Source organism: Sphingopyxis sp. GW821-FHT10B01, assembly GCF_059415685.1.
The window spans coordinates 46,207-65,089 of the sequence record NZ_JBWKNS010000004.1 but is presented as its reverse complement, the minus strand read 5'-3'; the positions used below and the strand labels follow the sequence as shown (position 1 = coordinate 65,089).

At 66.0% G+C, this 18,883-nt stretch carries 21 protein-coding genes; 8 read left to right on the top strand and 13 right to left on the bottom strand.

Annotation, left to right across the window (positions count from 1 at the left end; all coding sequences use genetic code 11):
* The 3 genes from AC07NV_RS12945 to AC07NV_RS12935 all read left to right on the top strand — a co-directional run bounded on the left by AC07NV_RS12945 (position 1) and on the right by AC07NV_RS12935 (position 1,632).
* On the top strand, positions 1–996 hold the full coding sequence (locus tag AC07NV_RS12945; RefSeq protein ID WP_495167268.1) for an NADPH:quinone oxidoreductase family protein: 996 nt from the start codon (positions 1–3) through the stop codon (positions 994–996).
* A gap of 65 nt (positions 997–1,061) precedes the next feature.
* Complete coding sequence (locus AC07NV_RS12940; protein ID WP_495166777.1) at positions 1,062–1,271, top strand: DUF167 domain-containing protein; 210 nt, start codon at positions 1,062–1,064, stop codon at positions 1,269–1,271.
* A 103-nt stretch (positions 1,272–1,374) separates the two neighbouring features.
* The gene (locus AC07NV_RS12935; protein WP_495166776.1) at positions 1,375–1,632 is read left to right on the top strand and encodes a hypothetical protein; all 258 of its coding nucleotides are present in this window, start codon (positions 1,375–1,377) and stop codon (positions 1,630–1,632) included.
* A 38-nt stretch (positions 1,633–1,670) separates the two neighbouring features.
* On the opposite strand, the gene sdhA is transcribed toward AC07NV_RS12935, so the two are convergent.
* The 7 genes from sdhA to ald form a co-directional block, all read right to left on the bottom strand.
* On the bottom strand, positions 1,671–3,473 hold the full coding sequence (gene sdhA / locus AC07NV_RS12930; RefSeq protein ID WP_495166775.1) for a succinate dehydrogenase flavoprotein subunit: 1,803 nt from the start codon (positions 3,471–3,473) through the stop codon (positions 1,671–1,673).
* A gap of 1 nt (position 3,474) precedes the next feature.
* Positions 3,475–3,876 carry a succinate dehydrogenase, hydrophobic membrane anchor protein gene (gene sdhD, locus AC07NV_RS12925; RefSeq protein WP_495166774.1) on the bottom strand — a complete coding sequence of 134 codons (402 nt, stop codon included), beginning with the start codon at positions 3,874–3,876 and terminating at the stop codon, positions 3,475–3,477.
* Positions 3,869–4,318, bottom strand: coding sequence for a succinate dehydrogenase, cytochrome b556 subunit (sdhC, locus tag AC07NV_RS12920; RefSeq protein ID WP_495166773.1), 450 nt, complete (start codon positions 4,316–4,318; stop codon positions 3,869–3,871). Before sdhC ends, sdhD begins: the two co-directional genes overlap by 8 nt.
* Before the next feature lie 252 nt (positions 4,319–4,570).
* Positions 4,571–5,512, bottom strand: a complete 942-nt coding sequence (locus AC07NV_RS12915; protein WP_495166772.1) for a hypothetical protein — start codon at positions 5,510–5,512, stop codon at positions 4,571–4,573.
* Positions 5,513–5,866: 354 nt separating this feature from the next.
* The gene (locus AC07NV_RS12910) at positions 5,867–6,346 is read right to left on the bottom strand and encodes a hypothetical protein (protein WP_495166771.1); all 480 of its coding nucleotides are present in this window, start codon (positions 6,344–6,346) and stop codon (positions 5,867–5,869) included.
* A gap of 283 nt (positions 6,347–6,629) precedes the next feature.
* Entirely contained in the window at positions 6,630–6,872 is a 243-nt protein-coding gene (locus AC07NV_RS12905) for a hypothetical protein (RefSeq protein WP_495166770.1), read from the bottom strand.
* 22 nt (positions 6,873–6,894) lie between these two features.
* Complete coding sequence (gene ald, locus AC07NV_RS12900) at positions 6,895–8,010, bottom strand: alanine dehydrogenase (RefSeq protein WP_495166769.1); 1,116 nt, start codon at positions 8,008–8,010, stop codon at positions 6,895–6,897.
* 159 nt (positions 8,011–8,169) lie between these two features.
* Between ald and AC07NV_RS12895 the strand changes: the two genes are divergently transcribed.
* The 5 genes from AC07NV_RS12895 to AC07NV_RS12875 all read left to right on the top strand — a co-directional run bounded on the left by AC07NV_RS12895 (position 8,170) and on the right by AC07NV_RS12875 (position 12,431).
* Complete coding sequence (locus AC07NV_RS12895; protein ID WP_495166768.1) at positions 8,170–8,670, top strand: Lrp/AsnC family transcriptional regulator; 501 nt, start codon at positions 8,170–8,172, stop codon at positions 8,668–8,670.
* A gap of 107 nt (positions 8,671–8,777) precedes the next feature.
* Positions 8,778–10,130, top strand: coding sequence for a methyl-accepting chemotaxis protein (locus AC07NV_RS12890; protein WP_495166767.1), 1,353 nt, complete (start codon positions 8,778–8,780; stop codon positions 10,128–10,130).
* Between the two features lie 53 nt (positions 10,131–10,183).
* Positions 10,184–10,876 (top strand): SDR family NAD(P)-dependent oxidoreductase, encoded by a 693-nt coding sequence (locus AC07NV_RS12885; protein WP_495166766.1) that lies wholly within the window; start codon positions 10,184–10,186, stop codon positions 10,874–10,876.
* Positions 10,877–10,879: 3 nt separating this feature from the next.
* Positions 10,880–11,851 (top strand): 50S ribosomal protein L11 methyltransferase, encoded by a 972-nt coding sequence (locus AC07NV_RS12880; protein WP_495166765.1) that lies wholly within the window; start codon positions 10,880–10,882, stop codon positions 11,849–11,851.
* Between the two features lie 37 nt (positions 11,852–11,888).
* A complete protein-coding gene (locus tag AC07NV_RS12875) occupies positions 11,889–12,431 on the top strand; it encodes a hypothetical protein (protein WP_495166764.1) in 543 nt (180 codons plus the stop codon).
* Between the two features lie 30 nt (positions 12,432–12,461).
* Here AC07NV_RS12875 and phhA read toward each other — a convergent pair whose 3' ends face one another.
* Genes phhA through AC07NV_RS12845 form a run of 6 tightly spaced genes read right to left on the bottom strand, consistent with a single transcriptional unit; the run spans position 12,462 to position 18,820 of the window.
* Positions 12,462–13,331 carry a phenylalanine 4-monooxygenase gene (gene phhA / locus AC07NV_RS12870; protein WP_495166763.1) on the bottom strand — a complete coding sequence of 290 codons (870 nt, stop codon included), beginning with the start codon at positions 13,329–13,331 and terminating at the stop codon, positions 12,462–12,464.
* Positions 13,332–13,369: 38 nt separating this feature from the next.
* Positions 13,370–13,990 (bottom strand): molybdenum ABC transporter ATP-binding protein, encoded by a 621-nt coding sequence (locus AC07NV_RS12865; protein WP_495166762.1) that lies wholly within the window; start codon positions 13,988–13,990, stop codon positions 13,370–13,372.
* Positions 13,980–14,675, bottom strand: coding sequence for a molybdate ABC transporter permease subunit (gene modB / locus AC07NV_RS12860; protein WP_495166761.1), 696 nt, complete (start codon positions 14,673–14,675; stop codon positions 13,980–13,982). The genes AC07NV_RS12865 and modB overlap by 11 nt, the downstream gene beginning before the upstream one ends.
* Entirely contained in the window at positions 14,675–15,439 is a 765-nt protein-coding gene (gene modA, locus AC07NV_RS12855; RefSeq protein WP_495166760.1) for a molybdate ABC transporter substrate-binding protein, read from the bottom strand. The genes modB and modA overlap by 1 nt, the downstream gene beginning before the upstream one ends.
* A 7-nt stretch (positions 15,440–15,446) precedes the next feature.
* Positions 15,447–16,799, bottom strand: a complete 1,353-nt coding sequence (locus AC07NV_RS12850) for a PepSY-associated TM helix domain-containing protein (RefSeq protein ID WP_495166759.1) — start codon at positions 16,797–16,799, stop codon at positions 15,447–15,449.
* An 11-nt stretch (positions 16,800–16,810) separates the two neighbouring features.
* On the bottom strand, positions 16,811–18,820 hold the full coding sequence (locus AC07NV_RS12845; RefSeq protein ID WP_495166758.1) for a TonB-dependent receptor family protein: 2,010 nt from the start codon (positions 18,818–18,820) through the stop codon (positions 16,811–16,813).
* Positions 18,821–18,883 lie beyond the last annotated feature (63 nt).

The window sequence follows — 18,883 nt, the reverse complement described above, 5'->3', positions numbered from 1 at the left end:
ATGAAGGCTCTCTTGTCGACCGCAACCGGCGGCCCCGAAACGCTCACGCTCGGCGAACTGCCGCGCCCGGCCGCGGGCAAGGGCCAGATCGTGATCGATGTGAAGGCCTGCGCGGTCAACTTCCCCGACGTGCTGATCATCGAGGATAAATATCAGTTCCGCCCCGAGCGTCCCTTCGCGCCGGGCGGCGAAGTCGCGGGGCTGGTCGCCGAAGTTGGCGAAGGTGTCACGGAATTCAAGGTCGGCGACCGCGTGATCGCAGGCTGCGGCAACGGCGGAATGTCCGAAGCCGTCGCGGTTTCGGTGCATAATGTCTATCACCTGCCCGAAGCGCATGACTTCGCCGAAGGTGCGTCGTTGCTGATGACCTATGGCACCAGCATCCATGCGCTGGTCGATCGCGGGCATATCGGGGAAGGCGACACATTGCTCGTCCTCGGCGCGTCGGGCGGAGTCGGCATCGCAGCAGTCGAGCTGGGCAAGGCATTCGGCGCGCGCGTCGTCGCGGGCGTATCGAGCGAGGCCAAGGCCGAGATCGCACGCCAGGCCGGCGCCGACGAGGTTGTCGTCTATGGCTATCAGCCGTTCGACAAGGATGCGTCGAAGGCGCTCGCCGAAAAGTTCAAGGCGGCGGTCGGGCCGAACGGCGCCAATGTGATCTATGACGCAGTCGGCGGCGATTATGCCGAGCCCGCGCTGCGTTCGATTGCGTGGGAGGGCCGTTATCTGGTCGTCGGCTTCCCCGCCGGCATCCCGCGCCTGCCGCTCAACCTGACGCTGCTCAAAAGCTGCGACGTCGCCGGGGTGTTCTGGGGCGCGTTCGTGATGCGCGAACCGGCGCGCAACCGCGCCAATATCGCGCGGCTGTTCCAGCTGTGGGAGCAGGGCAAGATCAAGCCGCGGGTCACCGAAAGCTTCGCGCTTGCCGATGGCGGCAAGGCGATCGCCAAGCTCGGCGACCGCAGCGCGGTCGGCAAGCTGGTCGTCACCATCTGAAATACCGGCCCGACCCCGCGCTGACCGAGGCGCTGCGCGAAATCGCAGCGCCGGGCCGAATCGAGGTGCGGGTGACGCCCGGCGCCAGCCGCGACGGGGTGACGATCACCGACGGCGCCGTGCAGGTCCGCGTCACCGCGCCCCCCGCCGACGGCGCCGCAAACGAGGCCGTGCTGAAACTGCTTGCCGCCGCTCTGGACCGGCCGCGGCGCGACCTGACGTTGCTGCGCGGCGCGGCGGCGCGGATCAAATTCGTCGGTATCGCGCCCGATTAACCAATTGGCAGGGGCTGGGCTTTATACCCGGTAGCTAGGACTAACTGGGCAAGGTGATTTCATGACGCGCCGCCGCTCGAAAAGCGATGACAGACACACGGACGTGAGTATCGCGAATATTTCGCGTACCCGCCGTGCGCAACTCGTCGCCGAATTCGAGGGCGAGCTTGGCATCGACTATAAAGCGCGCGCCAAAGCCGCCGAGGCCGAGCGGCGCTGGATCGCCCGCAAGACCTTCATCGTCTGGACCATCGCGCTGATGTTCTTTGCCATCGCGTGCCAGAAATTGTGGATCATGGGACAGGATGTTGACGTGCCCTTCTCCGACCTCAATCCGATAGAGAGCATCTTCGGCAAATAGGCCCGATCAACGATCGGAAAGAGCCGCCGCGGCGCGGATCAATAGACCCGCGCCTTCGGCTTGATATATTCGACGTCGTCCGACAGCGTATATTCGTGAACCGGACGGTAATCGAGGCGAACGCCGCCGCCCTTGCCGCCCCAACCGTCGAACCAGCTGATCGTGTGCTTCATCCAGTTCGCGTCGTCGCGATTCGGGAAATCCTCGTGCGCATGCGCGCCGCGGCTTTCCTTGCGGTTGAACGCCGAATGCATCGTTACCGTCGCCTGCGAAATCAGGTTGTCGAGCTCGAGCGTTTCGATGAGGTCGGTGTTCCAGATCAAGCTGCGGTCGGTGACATGGACGTCGTTCATCCGCTGATAGGTTTTGGTCAGCTTTTCCTTGCCCTCGGCCATCAGCTCGTCGGTGCGGAACACCGCAGCGTGCGCCGACATGGCGCGCTGCATCTCGAGGCGGATTTCCGCGGTCGGCGAGCCGCCATTGGCGTTGCGGAAATGGTCGAGACGGCCAAGCGCGAGGTCGGCGCTGTCCTTGGGCAGCGGCTGCTGCGCCGCGCCGGGGGTCAGGATTTCCTTGAGGCGATGCCCGGTCGCGCGGCCGAACACCACGAGATCGATCAGGCTGTTCGAGCCCAGACGGTTCGCGCCATGGACCGACACGCACGCCGCTTCGCCGACCGCGAACAGGCCGGGGACGACGGTGTCGGGGCCGTCCTTGCCGAGCGTCACGACTTCGCCATGATAGTTACAGGGAATGCCGCCCATATTGTAATGGACCGTCGGCACAACGGGGAGCGGCTGGCGCGTCAAGTCGACGCCCGCAAACACCTTACCGCTTTCGGTAATGCCGGGCAGGCGTTCGTGGAGCACCGCGGGATCGATATGATCGAGGTGCAGGAAGATGTGATCCTTGTGCGGGCCGACACCGCGGCCTTCGCGGATTTCGAGCGCCATCGAACGCGACACGACGTCGCGCGACGCCAGATCCTTCGCCGAAGGGGCGTAGCGTTCCATGAACCGCTCGCCCTCGGAGTTGGTGAGATACCCGCCCTCGCCGCGTGCGCCCTCGGTGATGAGGACACCCGCGCCGTAGATGCCGGTGGGGTGGAACTGGACGAATTCCATGTCCTGAAGCGGCAGGCCGGCGCGCAGCACCATGCCGCCGCCGTCGCCGGTGCAGGTGTGCGCCGACGTCGCGGTGAAATAGCTGCGGCCATAACCGCCGGTCGCAAGCACGACCGCCTGGCTGCGGAAACGGTGGATGCTGCCATCCTCGAGGCACATCGCGATCACGCCGCGGCACGCGCCGTCTTCCATGATCAGGTCGAGCGCGAAATATTCGACGAAGAAGTCGGCGTCATATTTCAGCGACTGCTGATAGAGCGCGTGGAGCATCGCATGGCCGGTGCGATCGGCCGCCGCGGCGGTGCGCTGGACCGGCGGGCCCTCGCCCATATTCTGCATATGGCCGCCGAACGGGCGCTGATAGATGGTACCGTCCTGATTGCGGCTGAACGGCACGCCGGCGTGTTCGAGTTCGTAAACCGCGTTCGGCGCTTCGCGCACCATATATTCGATCGCGTCCTGGTCGCCGAGCCAGTCGGAGCCCTTGACGGTGTCGTACATATGCCACTGCCAATGGTCGGGCGAATTGTTGCCGAGCGAGGCGGCGATGCCGCCCTGCGCCGCGACGGTGTGGCTGCGCGTCGGGAACACCTTGGTGATGCAGGCGGTCTTGAGGCCGGCTTCGGCGCTGCCCATCGTGGCGCGCAGGCCCGATCCGCCGGCGCCGACGACGACGGTGTCATAGATATGGTCGATAATCTTATAGGCTTCGGTCATGTCACATGCCCCCCGGCGCAGGCGACAGGGGCGCCAATACAATACGGATGATGGCGAAGATGCCATAGGCCGCGCCGCCGATGGCGTACAAGTTGAGCAGCACGATCGCGAACAGATGCGCCGCGCCGTGGACATAATCCTCGATCAGGACCTGAAGCCCGAGGCGAAGATGCCAGAAGACGCTGACGACCATCAGGATCAGCGCGAGCGCAACCATCGGGTCCGATGCCCAGCGGTGCACCGCGGCATGGTCGCCGAGCGGCAGGCGGATGAGCGAGACAAAGAGAAATCCGACGAGCAGGATGTTCGCCAGCGCGGTCAGCCGCTGTTGCAGCCAGTGCTGCGACCCATGTTTTGACGAGCCGAGTCCGCGAACTTTGCCAAGGTGCGTTCCGTTACCCATTGAGCGCCTCCTTGCAGATGTAGAGCCAGGTCGCGATGGTCGCGAGCACACCGCCGGCAATCACGACGGTCGACCAGAGTTTGTTGGTCTTGAGTTCATAACCCGCCCCGATATCGAGCACGAAGTGGCGCAGACCCGAGAAGAGATGCTGGAAGAAGGCCCAGGTCAGCCCGATCAGCACGATCTTGCCCACTATATTGGTGATCTGGTGAAACAGGCCCACTTCGGGGCTGGGGTCGTGCCACACGCAGGCGACGAACGCCGCATAGGCATCGGGACCGGCGGCAATCGCGCCGAGCCACCAGAGGAACATCCCCGCGCCGACGATCGCGAGGCCGTCGCCGCTGGCGCGATGGAGGATCGAGACCGCCATGGCGGGGCCCCATTTATATACCTGCAGATGCGGGGAGCGCGGACGCGCACTCGGTTCGTTGCCAGCCATATCAGCCCTGTCTTGACTCTAAACGGTCGATGCGGTGCCGGTTAAGCCTTCCCGCCGCGATATGCAATTGCTTAGGAGCATAGGGGATTAATTCATGATGGTTTGGGCGGCATCCTCGCGCGGGGCCGGCCCCATCGCCGTCATTCCCGCGAACGCGGAACCCCAGTTGCGGCGCTGTGCCAGAGCGCGGCCGCGCTCATTCTTCCTTCGCCGAGTCTCCGCCCGCGCGGGGATGACGAAGGAGGGGGCGGGTTAACCGCTCGCCGATTTGCGCGCCTTTGTGCCGTCACCGGGTTCGGGATCGTTCGCAGGCGCCGGCAATCCGAAGAACGCCAGCCGCGCGATCTCGCCCGCTTTGCGCAGCGGGGCGATTGCGGCCTCACGCTGCGCTTCCCACGCCTCTTCCTCGGCGACGTCGAGGGTGCGTTCATAGCCTTCGTCGCCGAATGCACCCTCCTCGATCCCGATATAATCGGGCGGCGGCGGGAAGTTGGTGCGCCATTCACCGCTTGTGTCGTCATGCCAGATCGTCATCGCCGCAGCCTCCTCTTCGGGGGTCGGCTCGCTTTCGGCCTCTTCGTCCAAACCCCCGGAAAACTGCGCAACTTGATCCGCGATCGCGCTATCGCGCCACAGGCTGGCGAGCGGGTTGGCACGGTTGTCGCGCGCCGCGAGCCAGACGGCGAGCGCCGCGCCATGGCCCCCGGCATCGGGGTTTTCGGCGTCGACGTCGAACAGCGACAGAAAGCCCACCCAGTCGCCCGCGATGATCTGCGCGAACATCTCCTCGCCCGCCCGCGCGCGGACATCGACCATGCGGTCGAGCCGTGCGAGCATCGCAAGCCCAAGCCGCGGATCCTGGCGGCGGCGCTTGGTGGTCTGTGCCCCCATTTCGGTGCGGTTGCCGCGATCGGTCATCTCCTCGATCCCCCAGATCGCGCGGTCGAGCAATTCGTCGGCAAGCCGCCCGCGCGCGATCAGCACCGCCGCCGCCCAGCCGAGCGCGAATGCCTTGCCCTGCGGCCGTTGTTTGAGCTGATACGCCGCCGCGGCCGACATGCACACCATGGCAGAGGCGATCCTCACCGACCCGGTGGTGGCGAGCTGTTCGAGAAATTCGCGCTGAAGCCGCGGCGTCCAGCGGTAGCTGCCGGGGGCGGGAATGTCGGCGGGGTTGGGAGCGGATGCGTCCATCGATTCGTCCTTTCGGTGAAGTGAAACCGACAGAATGAACCATATGGGTACAATGTAGGAAAGATTTTATCCGCGACACCGATCCTATTTCGTCATCTCACCGAATGCGCACTCGACCCGGGCGTCGGGAATGGCGGCCAAGGACCGGTTGCGGACATAGGTACCGTCACCCCGGGCTTGACCCGGGGCCTGCCTTTGCCTTTCGGTCGGCAAGGAAGGCGGGTCCCGGGTCAAGCCCGGGATGACGAAAGGCAATGGCAGTTCACCACCCCATAGCCGTCATTGGCTCCGATCGCGTCCGAATGACCGCAATCGACCGATTGCAGACATCAGATCGTTGCCGTTGTTCCATATCTAGATGATCGGGCGTCCCCAGCGAGCGCTTCCAAACGCGACGCTTTGCCATTGATCTCTGTTCCGTTGAAATATGCTGATGCGAAAATCGCCCCCAGCGATACCTGCGGTCTGCACGTCAGTGATTACAAACGCAAAATCGCCATCAAAAAGGGGCGACCGCAGGGTCAAGCGTTCGTGACATCCGGGTACCGATGATGCGGCGTCGATGATGCGGAATCCAAGTTGCAAGGCTTGGCGGGGTATCCGGTATGTCGCGGATCGTTTGGGTTTCGCACGCGCCCATGCCATGGCTATTTCGTCGAACCGCGCATCGCCCGCGCGGAATAACTTGCTCTCCCCATTGAACAATAGCGCATCGGGCCAAAAAACGCTCACCGCTGGGCTTACAGTAGAGATAAGACAGGAACTATTCGTCGCCCGCATGTCTGCGAGGGAGAGGTTCAAGACGCTTTCCTCGCCGTCTGTCGGTGCTTCCATCACCTTCTCTTGAGCATCCCATTGACCTTCGCATGCGCACAGAAGGAGTGGCAAGGAGAGCATCGCTGTTCGGAAAGGTCGGCCGGGCATCGCAATGTAATAACATATCTTATCGATAAAAATAGCGGCTAGTTGTCCTACGCCAAAGCAATGTCGGATGTCCGCTTTCCACCCCAAAGCCGCCCGTCGCCCAAGAAAAAGGGCGGCACGCGGCCGCCCTCCGGTTCCCGGATCAGGTCCGGGCGACGATCTCCTGCGCACGGTCAGCGCGCGGGGCGATGCGTCACTTGATCTTGCCGCGGTTCGCGTAAAGCAAAGCGGCGAGTACGGCGGCCGAACCGATACCGATGCCGGCAGCCGCAGCCGTTTTCCAGCCGCGCTTGCCATTGCCCTTGGCCGCTTCCTTGTCCGCGGCTTCGGCCGCATCGGCCGCTTCCTGTTGCTGGCGGCGCTCGCGTGCGGCGCGCAGCACTTCATTTTCTTCCTGTTCGTCGTCGTGCGGCGGCGGGGGCACTTGGTCGGTCATCGTCTCTCTTATGTCCTTGTTATCAGGCGAGTGCCTGTTCGACAGGCACATATTCGGTTCCAATGGCTTCCGCCACGGCTTCGAACGTTACCTTACCATTCCATACGTTCAAGCCCTGTGAAAGATGCACGTCGCGGCGGAGTGCTTCTTTCCAGCCGAGATCGGCGATGCGCAGCGCGTGCGGCAGGGTGACATTGTTGAGCGCATAGGTGCTGGTGCGCGCGACCCCGCCGGGCATGTTGGCGACCGCATAATGGACGATGCCGTCGACCACATAAGTGGGGTCGGCGTGGGTCGTCGCATGGCTGGTCTCGAAGCAGCCGCCCTGATCGATCGCGACGTCGACGAGCACCGATCCCGCCTGCATCGTGCCGAGCATGTCGCGCGTGACGAGCTTGGGCGCTTCGGCGCCGGGGATCAGCACCGCGCCGATGACGAGGTCGGCTTCGGCGACGCATTCGGCGAGGTTGGCGCGGTTCGAGAAGCGCGTCTTGGCCCGCGCCTCGAAAAAGGTGCCGACGCGTTCGAGCACTTCGGGGTCGCGGTCGAGGATGGTGACGTCGGCGCCGAGGCCCGCCGCCATCTGCGCGGCGTTGAAGCCGACGACGCCGCCGCCGATGATGCACACCTTGCCCGGCGCGACGCCGGGGACGCCGCCGAGCAGCACGCCGCGGCCGCCGTGCGCTTTCTCGAGCGCGGTCGCGCCGGCCTGGATCGACATGCGCCCCGCGACCTGGCTCATCGGTTTGAGCAGCGGCAGACCGCCATGCGGGCTGGTGACGGTTTCATAGGCGATGCACACCGCGCCCGATTTCATCAGGTCGCGCGTCTGGTCGGGATCGGGCGCGAGGTGGAGATAGGTGTAGAGGATCTGCCCTTCGCGCAGCATCGCGCGCTCGACGGGCTGGGGTTCCTTGACCTTCACCACCATGTCGCACTGCGCGAAAATCTCTTCGGCGGTCTGGACGATCTCGGCGCCGGCCTCGACATAATAGCGGTCGTGCGCGCCGATGCCTGCGCCGGCGCCGGTCTGGACGAGCACGCGGTGGCCGTGGACGTGCAGTTCGCGTGCGCTTTCGGGGGTCAGGCCGACGCGATATTCGTGATTCTTGATTTCCTTGGGGGTGCCGATGATCATGCTTCGCTCTCCATATCGTCGCCGCCGGTCGCGCCATTGCGTCGCCGCGGACTCCATGCTGCGCATATAGCAGTTTCGGCGCGCGAGGTGCTTGCATATCCGTCCCGCTTTCGCGACAAACGCGCACGATTTTTGCGTGGGATGGACCAAGGACGCACAATGATTGACCGGATCGACGTCAAGTTGCTCGACTTGCTGCAGCGGCAAGGCCCGCGCCCCGCCGCCGAATTGGGCGAAGCGGTGGGATTGTCGGCGTCGGCGTGCCACCGGCGCATCCGCGCGCTCGAGGCGGCGGGGATCATCGCCGGCTATACCGCGCGGCTGAACCCCGAGAGCATCGGCCTCGGGCTCGACGTGTTCGTCGACATCAGCCTGACGTCGCAGAGCGAGGAAGCGCTGACCGCGTTCGAGAGTGCGGTGAAGAGCTTCGACGAAATCCTCGAATGCCAATTGCTGTCGGGCGCGTCGGACTATCGCCTCCGCGTCGCGGCGCGCAACGTCGCCGATTTCGACCGGTTGCACCGTCACTGCCTGTCGCGCCTGCCCGGGGTCGCGGCGATGCACAGCGCCTTTGCGCTGCGCACGATCAAGGCGTTCGAGGGCTATCCGGTGCCCCGCCCGGCGGGCAGCGTCGAGGGCAAGACTCCGGCGCCGGGTTAACGGCGAATTTACCACTTCCACCGCATATCCCGTTCACCAGTTTAGCCGACGCATGCAGGCGGCAGATCCCCGCACGTCTTACGGGGATCGATCAGGGAAGCAGGATCATGGTGAAGGAAAATCCGATTCATAAGCAGCAGATCGATCCGGTGCCGATGGCCGATCGCTTCCCCTTTTACGACCTCGACGGGCGGCTGGCCGCTCATGCCGCCGAGATTCACAATATCATCGCCGGCCGCGAGGACGCGATCGCGGCGGCCTATTGGACCGCGTTCAACGCGCTGCCCACGGTCGACCGCCGCGTCGAGGGCGAATTGCTCGAATCCTATATCCGCGGCAGCGCACGCCACACGGTGACCAAATATGCCGACGCGGCGGGCCAGGAGGTCGCGACGATCGCGTGCCAGAACGCCCATATGGCGCGGCGCGTCAAGCTGCCGCTTGCCTCGGTGATGTCGTGCATCGCCGAAAGCCAGCGGCTGACCATCGAATATGTCGTCGAGGCGTGCATGGGCGATGCCGAACGGCTGGCGCGGCTGACGAGCGCGATCAACCGCCTCGCCCTGCTCGAATTCGACATCATGCACCGCTACGCCAAAAAGCTCGACCGCGCCGTAATTTCCGGCGAGCGGCAGACGCTCGCGGGCGATTTCGACCGCTCGATCGCGTCGCTGGTGCAGGACACCGACGGCGTGCGCGAACAGCTCGCCCGGCAGGCGGCGTCGGCCGACCAGGCGGCAAAGGGCATGATCGCCAAGACGAGCGAAGTCGCCGCCGCGTCCGAACAATCGGCGATGGCGATGCGCGAAGCCGCCTCCACCGCCGCGGGCCTGATCCGCGCGATCGAGGATGCGCGCAGCGAGGTCGAAGCATCGGCCAGCGTCGCGACGCGCGCATCCGAACAGGCGGGCGAAGCTGTCGCGATGTCCGAAACGCTGTCGCACCACGCCGAATCGATCGAGTCCATCCTCGGCCTGATCCGCGAGATCGCGGGCCAGACCAACCTCCTCGCCCTCAACGCCACGATCGAAGCGGCACGTGCCGGCGATTCGGGGCGCGGCTTTGCCGTCGTCGCGCAGGAAGTGAAGAGCCTCGCCAACGAAACCGCGCGCGCGACCGACGATATCGCGGGCAAGATCACCGCGATCCAGCAGGCGACACGCGGGTCGGTTTCGGCGAACCAGTCGATCCAGCAGACAATCGTCGAGGTCCAGCAGTCGGCGCAGCGCATCCGCGACGCGATGGACGCGCAGGCGCAGACGGTCACCTCGATCACCGCCGCGGTCGACGAAACCGCGCTTGCCGCCGATTCGATGTCGTCGACGATCGCGAGCATCCGCAACGATTCGGGGATGGTGGCGAGCGAGATCAGCGTGCTGAGCCAGGAATTCGCCAAGATGGGCGGGCGCTTGCAGCAACTGGAGCTAGCCGCGAGCGAGTTCAGCCGCCGGGTGGCCTGACGCCGTCGCGCCGCGCGCTTGGCAAGCCCTGCCCCGCTGCCTAAGGCGGGAGCATGAGCACGCATATCCTGATCACCGGCGCGAGCCGCGGCATTGGCGCGGCGATCGCCGGCGCCCTCGCCACCGAGGCGGCCAAGGTCGTCGCGCTGTCGAGCGCCGACGGCGACCTGTCCGACCCCGCCACCCCCGACCGGCTGTGGCAGGCGAGCCTCGACCGGCTGGACGGCCGCATCGACGTGCTGATCAACAACGCCGGGGTGTTCGAAGCCAATCCGCTGGGCGGTCCCAACGCCGACTGGCTCGCGAACTGGAACCGCACGATGCAGGTCAATCTGACCGCGAGCGCGCAATTGTGCCGCCATGCGGTGCTGCACTGGCACGAACGCGGCGCTCCCGGCCGCATCGTCAACATCGCGAGCCGCGCGGCGTACCGCGGCGACAGCCCCGCGCACTGGCATTATGCGGCCTCGAAATCGGGCATGGTCGCGATGACCAAGACGATCGCACGCGCCTATGCAAAGGACGGCATCCTCGCCTTTGCGATCTGCCCCGGCTTTACAATGACGGGGATGGCCGACGATTATCTCGCGAGCCGCGGCGGCGACAAATTGCTCGCCGATATTCCGCTGGGCCGTGTCGCGGGGCCTGAGGAAGTGGGCGAAATGGCGCGCTGGTGCGCGCTCGACGCGCCGGCATCGATGACGGGCGCGGTGCTCGATGTGAATGGCGCGAGCTATGTGCGCTAGACCATGAGCTGGATCGTCTCCCTCCCCTGCACCCGCGACGAAGCCGAAGCCTTGTCGGGCGATGTGCCGCAACTCGATGGGGCGCCCGAAGCCCCGGTGGTCGTGACGCGCGAGATCGATGAGGATGCGGGCGAATGGCAGCTCGATGCCTATGTCGAGGAAAAACCGAGCACCGCGCTGCTCAAGATGTTGCAGGCGCTGATCCCGAGCGCGAAGGGCAAAAAGCCCGTTGTCGAGAAGTTACCCGAAGAGGATTGGGTCACACTGAGCCAGCAGGGCCTCGAACCCGTGCAGGCCGGCCGCTTTTTTGTCCACACGAGCAGCTATGCCGACCGCGTCCCTGCGGGCGCAACCGCTTTCCTGATCGACGCGAGCCAGGCGTTCGGCACCGGGGGCCATGACACGACCGCGGGATGCCTGGCAATGCTCGACCGGCTCGCGCGGGCCGGCGCAAGCCCCCGCAACATCGCCGATATCGGTACCGGAACAGGCCTGCTCGCCTTCGCCGCAATGGCGTTGTGGCCGCGCGCGAAGACAATCGCGTCGGACATCGATCCCGCGAGCATTTTCGTCACGCGCGACAATGCGGAGATAAACGGCGTGCCGCTTGGCCGCGGCGGCGGCGGCCTCGCGCTCGCGGTGGCACCGGGGACGGACCATCCGGCGATCCGCCATCGCGCACCCTATGATCTGGTCATCGCGAACATCCTTGCAGGGCCACTGATCACGCTGGCCCCGGATATCGCCGCGGCGACCGCGCCCGGCGGCCATGTCATCCTCGCGGGCCTCATCGCGCGCCAGATGGAGCCGGTGCTCGCCGCCTATCGCGCGCAGGGGTTCCGCCCGATCGCGCGCGAGGGGAGCGACCAATGGCCGTGCCTGCTGCTGATCAAGCGCCGCCGCTATGGCTGGCGCCGCAAGGAGCGCGCCTTCCACCGTGCGAGCCCGTCGGACGCGACGTTCGGGAGTTGGTGAGAGGCTCGGCCCCAACGACGCTCGAAAGGACAAGTCCATGGAAATGCTGTCCAGTGTCCGGATGGTTCCCCGCTGGCCATCGACGTATGTCACGGTCGATGAGCGCGCCTATCATGCCCTCCAATGTGCCTGCGCGATGCTGCCCGACGGGGTTCGGCTTATTTTGACGCGCGGCTATGAGCCAAAAAAATCGCATCTGGGACGGCTGCGTATTTTGTTCAGAGCCGGCGGAATCCTGGCATTCACAATCCTGTTTCCGCACCGCCGCAACGAGATCGGCCCGATATTCGGCGCGAACGGGCACGACATCGACGGCACACATATCGATGTTTCGGTCGAGATAAATGGAAAGAGGCTGAGGTTTTTACCTTTGGGCGTTTTTACGCCCATCCGGGTCCAGAGAATCCTTTACGACAAGCATGCCAAAATCGTCGATTCCGTCCGCGCCGCCTTGATCGCCTCCGGCTTTCTCATTCATCCGAATCATACGGAAAGTTTCCAGATTCATTGCGATTTCATTGGTCGCCCTGAACCGGACTGTGACCATTCCCGCACGTCAACTGCTGCGGCGCGCCTATAGCCGAGCCGCCATCAGGGATTGCGGTCAATATCAGGCCTTCGCTGTCGCATATTCCTGCGTACCATGGGTGATCACTTCGTCGCCGGGCAAAATGTCGGCGATCGGAATCGGTGGCAGCGCGGAATTTTCGCCGTAGAGCGGCGCGAAATCGGTGTTCACCGTGGTATCGAGCAGCTGGTCGAGGCTGTCGATGACGAAATAATTCTGCTGGAAATCGTCGATCCGGTAATCGGTCCGCATCACGCGCGCGAGGTCGAAACCGATGCGGTTCGGGCTGTCGCTATCGAGCGCGAAGACGCTTTCGGCATAGGAGGAGACGATGCCGGCGCCGTAGATGCGCAAGGCCCCAGCTTCGCGGATCAGCCCGAATTCGACCGTGTACCAATAAAGCCGCGCGAGCTGTTTCAGCGCGTCGAATTTCAGGCTGCGCAGCCCGCCTTCGCCATAGGCGACCATATAGTCGGCGAACACCGGGTCGGCGAGCATCGGGACATGGCCGAAGACGTCGTGGAAGACGTCGGGTTCCTCGAGGTAATCGAGCTGCTGCGGCGTGCGGATGAAATTGCCCGCGGGAAAGCGCCGGTTTGCGAGATGATCGAAAAAGACCTCGTCGGGAACGAGCCCCGGCACCGCGATCACCTGCCACCCCGTCGCGGCCATCAGCCGCGCGTTGAGCTCGCGATAATCGGGGATGCCCGGCTTTTCGAGGCGCAGCACGTCGATCCCGCGCAGGAAGGCGTCGGCGGCGCGGCCGGGCAGCATGCCCGACTGGCGCGCGAACAGGCGGTCCCACATCATATGTTCGTCGGCGGTAAAGGCGTCCCAATTTTGCGAAATCGTCCAGTCGGCCGCGGCGCCAGGCGGCGGCGTGTCGTGGACATGGGTCAACGGGTTTTCCATTCCCGACCTTCTAGCATAAAATGGTTTCAGATGAAACTTCACCCATCGAGCGGTACCACCGAGGTCGCCAGCCGGTCGACCTCGGCGCGGTCATGGCTGACGTAAAGGATCGGCAGTTTGAGTTCGTCGCGAATCCGCTCGATCACCGTCATGATACCGCCGCGCCGCGCGGCATCGAGCGACGAGAGCGGTTCGTCCATCAGGAGAATTTCGGGACCGGCGAGCAAGGCACGGCCGATCGCCACGCGCTGCGCCTCGCCCCCCGACAGCGTGTGCGGCCAGCGGTCGAGCAGATCGCCGATGCCGAGAAAGCGGACGGCTTCGTCGAAGGTCATCCAGCGGTCGGCGGGGTCGGCGAGATTGTGGCCGTAGAGGAGGTTCGCGCGGACGCGGCGATGCGGGAACAGGCGGCCGTCCTGAAAGACATAGCCGACGCGGCGCGCCTCGGGCGGCAAGTCGATGCCGGTTCCGAACAAGGTTCGTTCGCCGATGCGGATGTGCCCGCGGTCGGGTTTCAGCAGCCCGGCGACCATATTGAGGATGCTGGTCTTGCCCGCCCCCGACGGTCCGAACAACGCGGTCACCCCCTGCCCCGCGGTGAAACGCGCCGCGACACTCCGTTCGCCGAGCCGTTTTTCGACGTCGATATCAATCGCCATGGCCGCGCCTTCCCGCATGGGTGCGCCGCACCAGCCATTCGGAGAGGACAAGCGCGCCGAGCGACAGCGCAACCGACAGCAGCGCGAGCCGCGTGACCATCGCTTCGCCGCCCGGAACCTGCAGCGCCGAATAGATGGCGAGCGGCAAGGTGCGCGTCTCGCCCGGAATGTTCGACACGAAGGTGATCGTCGCGCCGAACTCGCCGATCGAGCGCGCGAAACCGAGGACGAGCGCAGCGAGCACGCCGGGGAACGCGAGCGGCAGGCTGATCGTCCGGAAGCAGTGCCATCGTCCGGCGCCGAGCGTCCGCGCCGCACCTTCGAGCCGGCGGTCGATGCCCTCGATCGACAGCCGCATCGCGCGCACCATCAGCGGCAGCGCCATGATCGCGGCGGCGAGCGCCGCGCCGGTCCAGCGAAACATGAGGCTGACCCCGAACCAGCTTTCGAGCCAGCGGCCGACGGGGCCGAACGGGCCGAAGGCGATCAGCAGCAGCCAGCCGGTGACCACGGGCGGCAGGACCAGCGGCAGGTGGACGAGCGCATCAAGGACGACGCGGCCGGGGAAGCGGTAGCGCGCGAGCAGCCATGCAAGCGCGAAGGCGATCGGCAGCGTGGCGAGCACCGCGACGCCGCCGACCTTCAGCGACAGCGCGACGATCCCCCACTCTTCGGCAGAGAGCATCAAGGGGCCGGGAAGCCGTGGCGCGCGAAGATCGCGCGGCCCTGTTTCGAGAGGAGAAAGACGCGGAAGGCGGCGGCGTCCTTGTTGCGCGACCCTTTCAACACCGCAACCGGATAGCGGATCGGCGGATGGCTTCCGGCAGGGAATGTCCCGACGATGCGAACCGTTTTCGAGGCGCGTGCGTCGGTGGCGTAGACGATGCCGAGCGGCGCCGCGCCGCGTTCGACGAGCGCCATCGCGGCGCGGACATTTTCGGCGGGCGCGATTTTGGCGGCGACGCCGGCCCAGACGCCGAGCGCGCTCAGCGCCGCTTTCGCATATTTGCCCGCGGGCACCGCGTCGGGATCGGCGAGCGCGAGGCGACCGGTGCCGAGCGCCTTTGCGAGCGGAAACCCGCGCGCCGGGGTCAGCCGGACCTTGCTCGATGCGGGGGCGATCAGCACGAGCCGGTTGCCGAGCAAGGTCGTGCGCGTGCCGGGGCGCAGCAGCCCGGCTTTTGCCACGGCGTCCATCCATTCCTCGTCGGCCGAGAGAAACAGGTCGGCGGGGGCGCCCGCAATGACCTGCCGCGCGAGGGCGGACGAGGCAGCGAAAGAGAGGACGGGTTTGGCGTGGCCTTTGGCGGCCCAGGCATTGGCTGCATCGGTCAGCGATTCCTGCAGGCTCGCCGCCGCGAGCACCACCGGGCCGCGCTCCTGCGCCATCGCTGCCGGAGCCAGCAGCAGGGCGACAAGCGCAGCGAACAGGTGGAGGATGCGGGTCATGCCGTGACTATAGGCGCGGCTTTGCCTTCGCCGCAACGCCAAGCCAGCGTGCGGTACGCGGGAGGCGCGGCAGAATCAGGCGTTCGGCGATCCAGAGCAGGATCAGCGAGGCGGCGAGCAAGGGGAGAAGCGCGGCGAGGATCAGGATCAGCGCCGCAACGCCCCTGAGCTTTGCGGGGTCGCGCGGGTGTGGCGGGGCGCCGAGCGCTTCGCCGGGCTTGCGGCGGCGCCACATCAGGAAGCCCGAGATGGCGAGCGTGAACAGCGCGAGCGCGGTGGCGACGCCGATCAACTGGTTGGCGAGACCGAACAGCTGCCCCTCGTGCCACGCGATGCCATAACCGACGGCGCGGTCGATCGCGTGTTTCCCGGCAAAACCGCTGCGCGCGACTTCGAGACTGGTTTCGGGATCGTAGCTGACCTTGCGGACCAGCGGGCGGTTCTGGGTCAGCGTCGTCAGCGTCCAGACATGGCCGTTGGGCGGGCCGAAGGCGTTGGGCGCGCCGGGCGGCTGGATAATCGCGGGGGCGGGCATATGTTCGGTGCGCGCGCGAAGCACGATATATTCGAGGCGCGCGCGCGGGGGCGGTCCGGCGGGTTCCGTGGCCATCATCGCGCTATGGTTATGCGCCGCGTGCGGATCGGCGCCGCCTTTCCAGTCCTGCACCCCCGACACCCAGCCCATTTCGGCGCGGACGGTGCGCAGCCCGCTCGCCCAGACCTCGGTCCATGGCAGCGCGGTGAAGAGCAGGACGAGCGCAAGCCCCGAGACCCAGAAGCCGGTCACGGCGTGGAGGTCGCGCAGCGCGGTCCGGCCGCCGAGCGACAGGCGCGGCCAGACCATTCCTGCGGCACCGCGCCCGCGCGGCCACCAGAGATAGAGGCCGGTCAGGATCATCACGATCGCCCAGCTTGCCGCGAGCTCGACGAGCAGGCGGCCGGTGCGGCCGATGAGCAAGGTGCCGTGAATGCGCGACAGCCACGCCGAGATACGCTGGTCGGGGTCGGCGGCGCCGATCACATTGCCTTGGGGCGAAACCGCGATGTCGTGCATCGTGCCGCCGGGCAGGCCGATATGAACGATCGCCGCATCCCCCGGCGCTTCGGGAATGCGGTAATAATGGAAGCTCGCTCCGCGATTGGCCGCGAGCGCGGCGGCGACCTGTGCATCGGCATCGACCGCGCCCGCCGTAGGAAGGCCGCGCCAGGCGCGCTCCTCCCACCGGTCGATCTGCGGCTTGAACAGATAGGCCGCGCCGGTCGCCGACAGGACAAGGATGAAGGGGATGACGAACAGCCCGGCATAGAAATGCCAGCGCCAGATCGTGCGGTAGAGCGGAATCCGGTTGATGTCGGCCATCCCCTGTCCTCCTAGAAGCGCGCGCGGATGCCGGCGGAGACCGCACGGCGCTCGACGGGATAATAGATCGCCGATGCGGGCGTGACGGCGATCGCCGCGCTGATGTCGCCGATCGCGTGTCTGCCGGTGATGTTGCGGACGTCGACAAAAGCGTCGACCCCCTTGGCGATCGTCGCGCCGCCGGTGATACCGATCAGCGCATAGCCCGGCGTGCGCACCTGATTGCGATAATCGGCGAAGGGCCCATCGGGGACCCATTCGAGGTTCGGCGCGATATGGAGCGCGTCGGTGCCAAGGCGGAGTTCGGCGCGATAGGCATGGCGCGGGACGACCGGCAGGCGATTGTCGCCGAACTGCGCGTCGTTCCGGAAGCGGAAGTCGCTGTAGGTGTAGACCTGTCGCAAGCGCAGCCAGCCGGTCGGGGCGAGGTCGAGCCCCGCCTCGATCCCCTGATGCAGCGTGCGGTTGGCGTTGAAGGTCGCGGCGGGAATGTTGCTGTTGGTCGTGTACTGGAGCAGCTCGCCCTTCAGCGTCGAGCGGTAGACGGCGAGGTCCCAGCTTGCGAAACCGAGCTTGCCGCGCGTGCCGATCTCGGCGGTCCACGCACGCTGCGGGCGGATGTCCGAAACCACCGTGCTCGTCGGCGGGGTGCCGATCGTCTGGAAGACCTCGCCGAAGCCGGGGAATTCGGCCGAGCGGCTGTAGTTGGCGAAGATCTGGATATTGGCGGCGGGTTCGAACAGCAGGCCGACTTTGGGCGAGAAGGCGTCGAAGTCGATCCGCCCGTCGGTCGCGGGGGTGCTGGAGACATTGACGTGCCGCTTGCGCCAGCCGTCGGCATAGACGCCGCCCGCGATCAGGGTCAACGCCGCGACCGGCCGCACGCGCACCTCGCCATAGAGCGTCGCGGTCTGCGCCTTCTGGTCGGCGTCGAAGGTCAGCGCGCCGCGCCGGCCGCCGTTGTTGACGAACTGCCGCGCGTCGGTGGTGCCGCGGCGGATCTCGCCGCCGAAGGTGACCTCGACGGGCCCCGCGGCGTAATCGGCGCGGAAGAAGCTGCCGATATCGACCGACTTCTGGTCGATGAGCTGGAAGATCGGATGATGCAGCGACTTCGCGTTGACGAAGCCGCCGACGTCGAGGGTCAGCGCGCCCCAGTCGAAGGTCGTCCGGTTCTGGAGGCGGAGCGAGTCGATGTCGCGCCCCTGATCGCCCGCGATGGCGCCGGCATTGGCCTTGCGCGGGGTCGTGAGCGCCTCGGCCCGCGTCAGCGCGCCGGGGAGCTGCTGGTCGATGTTGTTGACGCTCGCATAGAAGCGCGTGCCGACCACGTCGCTCAGCTTCAGCCCGACATTGCCCTGAAAGCGCAGGCTGCGCCGCTTGGCATGATCGCGGTCGCCGTCCGAAGTGTCGGCGCTGATCGCGCCCCATGCGTCGACGCGGTCGGTTGCGACGCCCGCCGAGACAAGCCCGCGCACGCTGTCGAAGCTACCGACGTCGGCGCGCAGATAGACGCCCCCTGCGGTGCGCCCCGTCGGGGTCACACCGTTGATCGCGCCGCCGAGCGTGCCCGACCCGAAGCGCAGCGCGTTGGCGCCGCGATACACTTCGAGATGGTCGAAGAAGATCGGTTCGAGTTCCTGGAAATCGCCATTGTCGTCGGCGAGGTTGATCGGCACCCCGTCCTGCAACAGCGTCAGCCCGCGCATGTGAAAGCCGCGCGAGAGACCCGAACCGCGGATCGAGAGACGAACCTCCTGCCCGTAACGCGGCTGGAGATAGACGCCGGGCGAGAAGGCGAGCGTGTCGCGCAAGCTGACGACCGATTTGTCGGCATAGTCCTGGTACGAAACGACATCGGTGCCGCCGGGGGTTCGCGACGCGCGGTCTTCGGCGGCGTCGGTGGCGGTGGGCGCGGTGACGATGATGGTCGCGTCCGCCTCTTCGGCATGGACGGGCGCGGCGACGAGACAGGTGGCGAGCGCCAGCAACGGCGCCGCCCCATGGATACGGGTTTTCATGATTTTTCCTTCGCTGAATGCAGTCACGGGCTGCACCGCGCGAAAGCGCGGGCAGCCGGTCGG

Excerpts from the sequence above, each read along its gene's own strand:
- AC07NV_RS12945 (WP_495167268.1), top strand. The coding sequence starts at position 1 with ATGAAGGCTCTCTTGTCGACCGCAACCGGCGGCCCCGAAACGCTCACG.
- sdhA (WP_495166775.1), bottom strand. The coding sequence starts at position 3,473 with ATGACCGAAGCCTATAAGATTATCGACCATATCTATGACACCGTCGTC.
- sdhD (WP_495166774.1), bottom strand. The coding sequence starts at position 3,876 with ATGGGTAACGGAACGCACCTTGGCAAAGTTCGCGGACTCGGCTCGTCA.
- sdhC (WP_495166773.1), bottom strand. The coding sequence starts at position 4,318 with ATGGCTGGCAACGAACCGAGTGCGCGTCCGCGCTCCCCGCATCTGCAG.
- AC07NV_RS12915 (WP_495166772.1), bottom strand. The coding sequence starts at position 5,512 with ATGGACGCATCCGCTCCCAACCCCGCCGACATTCCCGCCCCCGGCAGC.
- AC07NV_RS12910 (WP_495166771.1), bottom strand. The coding sequence starts at position 6,346 with ATGGAAGCACCGACAGACGGCGAGGAAAGCGTCTTGAACCTCTCCCTC.
- AC07NV_RS12905 (WP_495166770.1), bottom strand. The coding sequence starts at position 6,872 with ATGACCGACCAAGTGCCCCCGCCGCCGCACGACGACGAACAGGAAGAA.
- ald (WP_495166769.1), bottom strand. The coding sequence starts at position 8,010 with ATGATCATCGGCACCCCCAAGGAAATCAAGAATCACGAATATCGCGTC.
- AC07NV_RS12895 (WP_495166768.1), top strand. The coding sequence starts at position 8,170 with ATGATTGACCGGATCGACGTCAAGTTGCTCGACTTGCTGCAGCGGCAA.
- AC07NV_RS12890 (WP_495166767.1), top strand. The coding sequence starts at position 8,778 with ATGGTGAAGGAAAATCCGATTCATAAGCAGCAGATCGATCCGGTGCCG.
- AC07NV_RS12885 (WP_495166766.1), top strand. The coding sequence starts at position 10,184 with ATGAGCACGCATATCCTGATCACCGGCGCGAGCCGCGGCATTGGCGCG.
- AC07NV_RS12880 (WP_495166765.1), top strand. The coding sequence starts at position 10,880 with ATGAGCTGGATCGTCTCCCTCCCCTGCACCCGCGACGAAGCCGAAGCC.
- AC07NV_RS12875 (WP_495166764.1), top strand. The coding sequence starts at position 11,889 with ATGGAAATGCTGTCCAGTGTCCGGATGGTTCCCCGCTGGCCATCGACG.
- phhA (WP_495166763.1), bottom strand. The coding sequence starts at position 13,331 with ATGGAAAACCCGTTGACCCATGTCCACGACACGCCGCCGCCTGGCGCC.
- AC07NV_RS12865 (WP_495166762.1), bottom strand. The coding sequence starts at position 13,990 with ATGGCGATTGATATCGACGTCGAAAAACGGCTCGGCGAACGGAGTGTC.
- modB (WP_495166761.1), bottom strand. The coding sequence starts at position 14,675 with ATGCTCTCTGCCGAAGAGTGGGGGATCGTCGCGCTGTCGCTGAAGGTC.
- modA (WP_495166760.1), bottom strand. The coding sequence starts at position 15,439 with ATGACCCGCATCCTCCACCTGTTCGCTGCGCTTGTCGCCCTGCTGCTG.
- AC07NV_RS12850 (WP_495166759.1), bottom strand. The coding sequence starts at position 16,799 with ATGGCCGACATCAACCGGATTCCGCTCTACCGCACGATCTGGCGCTGG.
- AC07NV_RS12845 (WP_495166758.1), bottom strand. The coding sequence starts at position 18,820 with ATGAAAACCCGTATCCATGGGGCGGCGCCGTTGCTGGCGCTCGCCACC.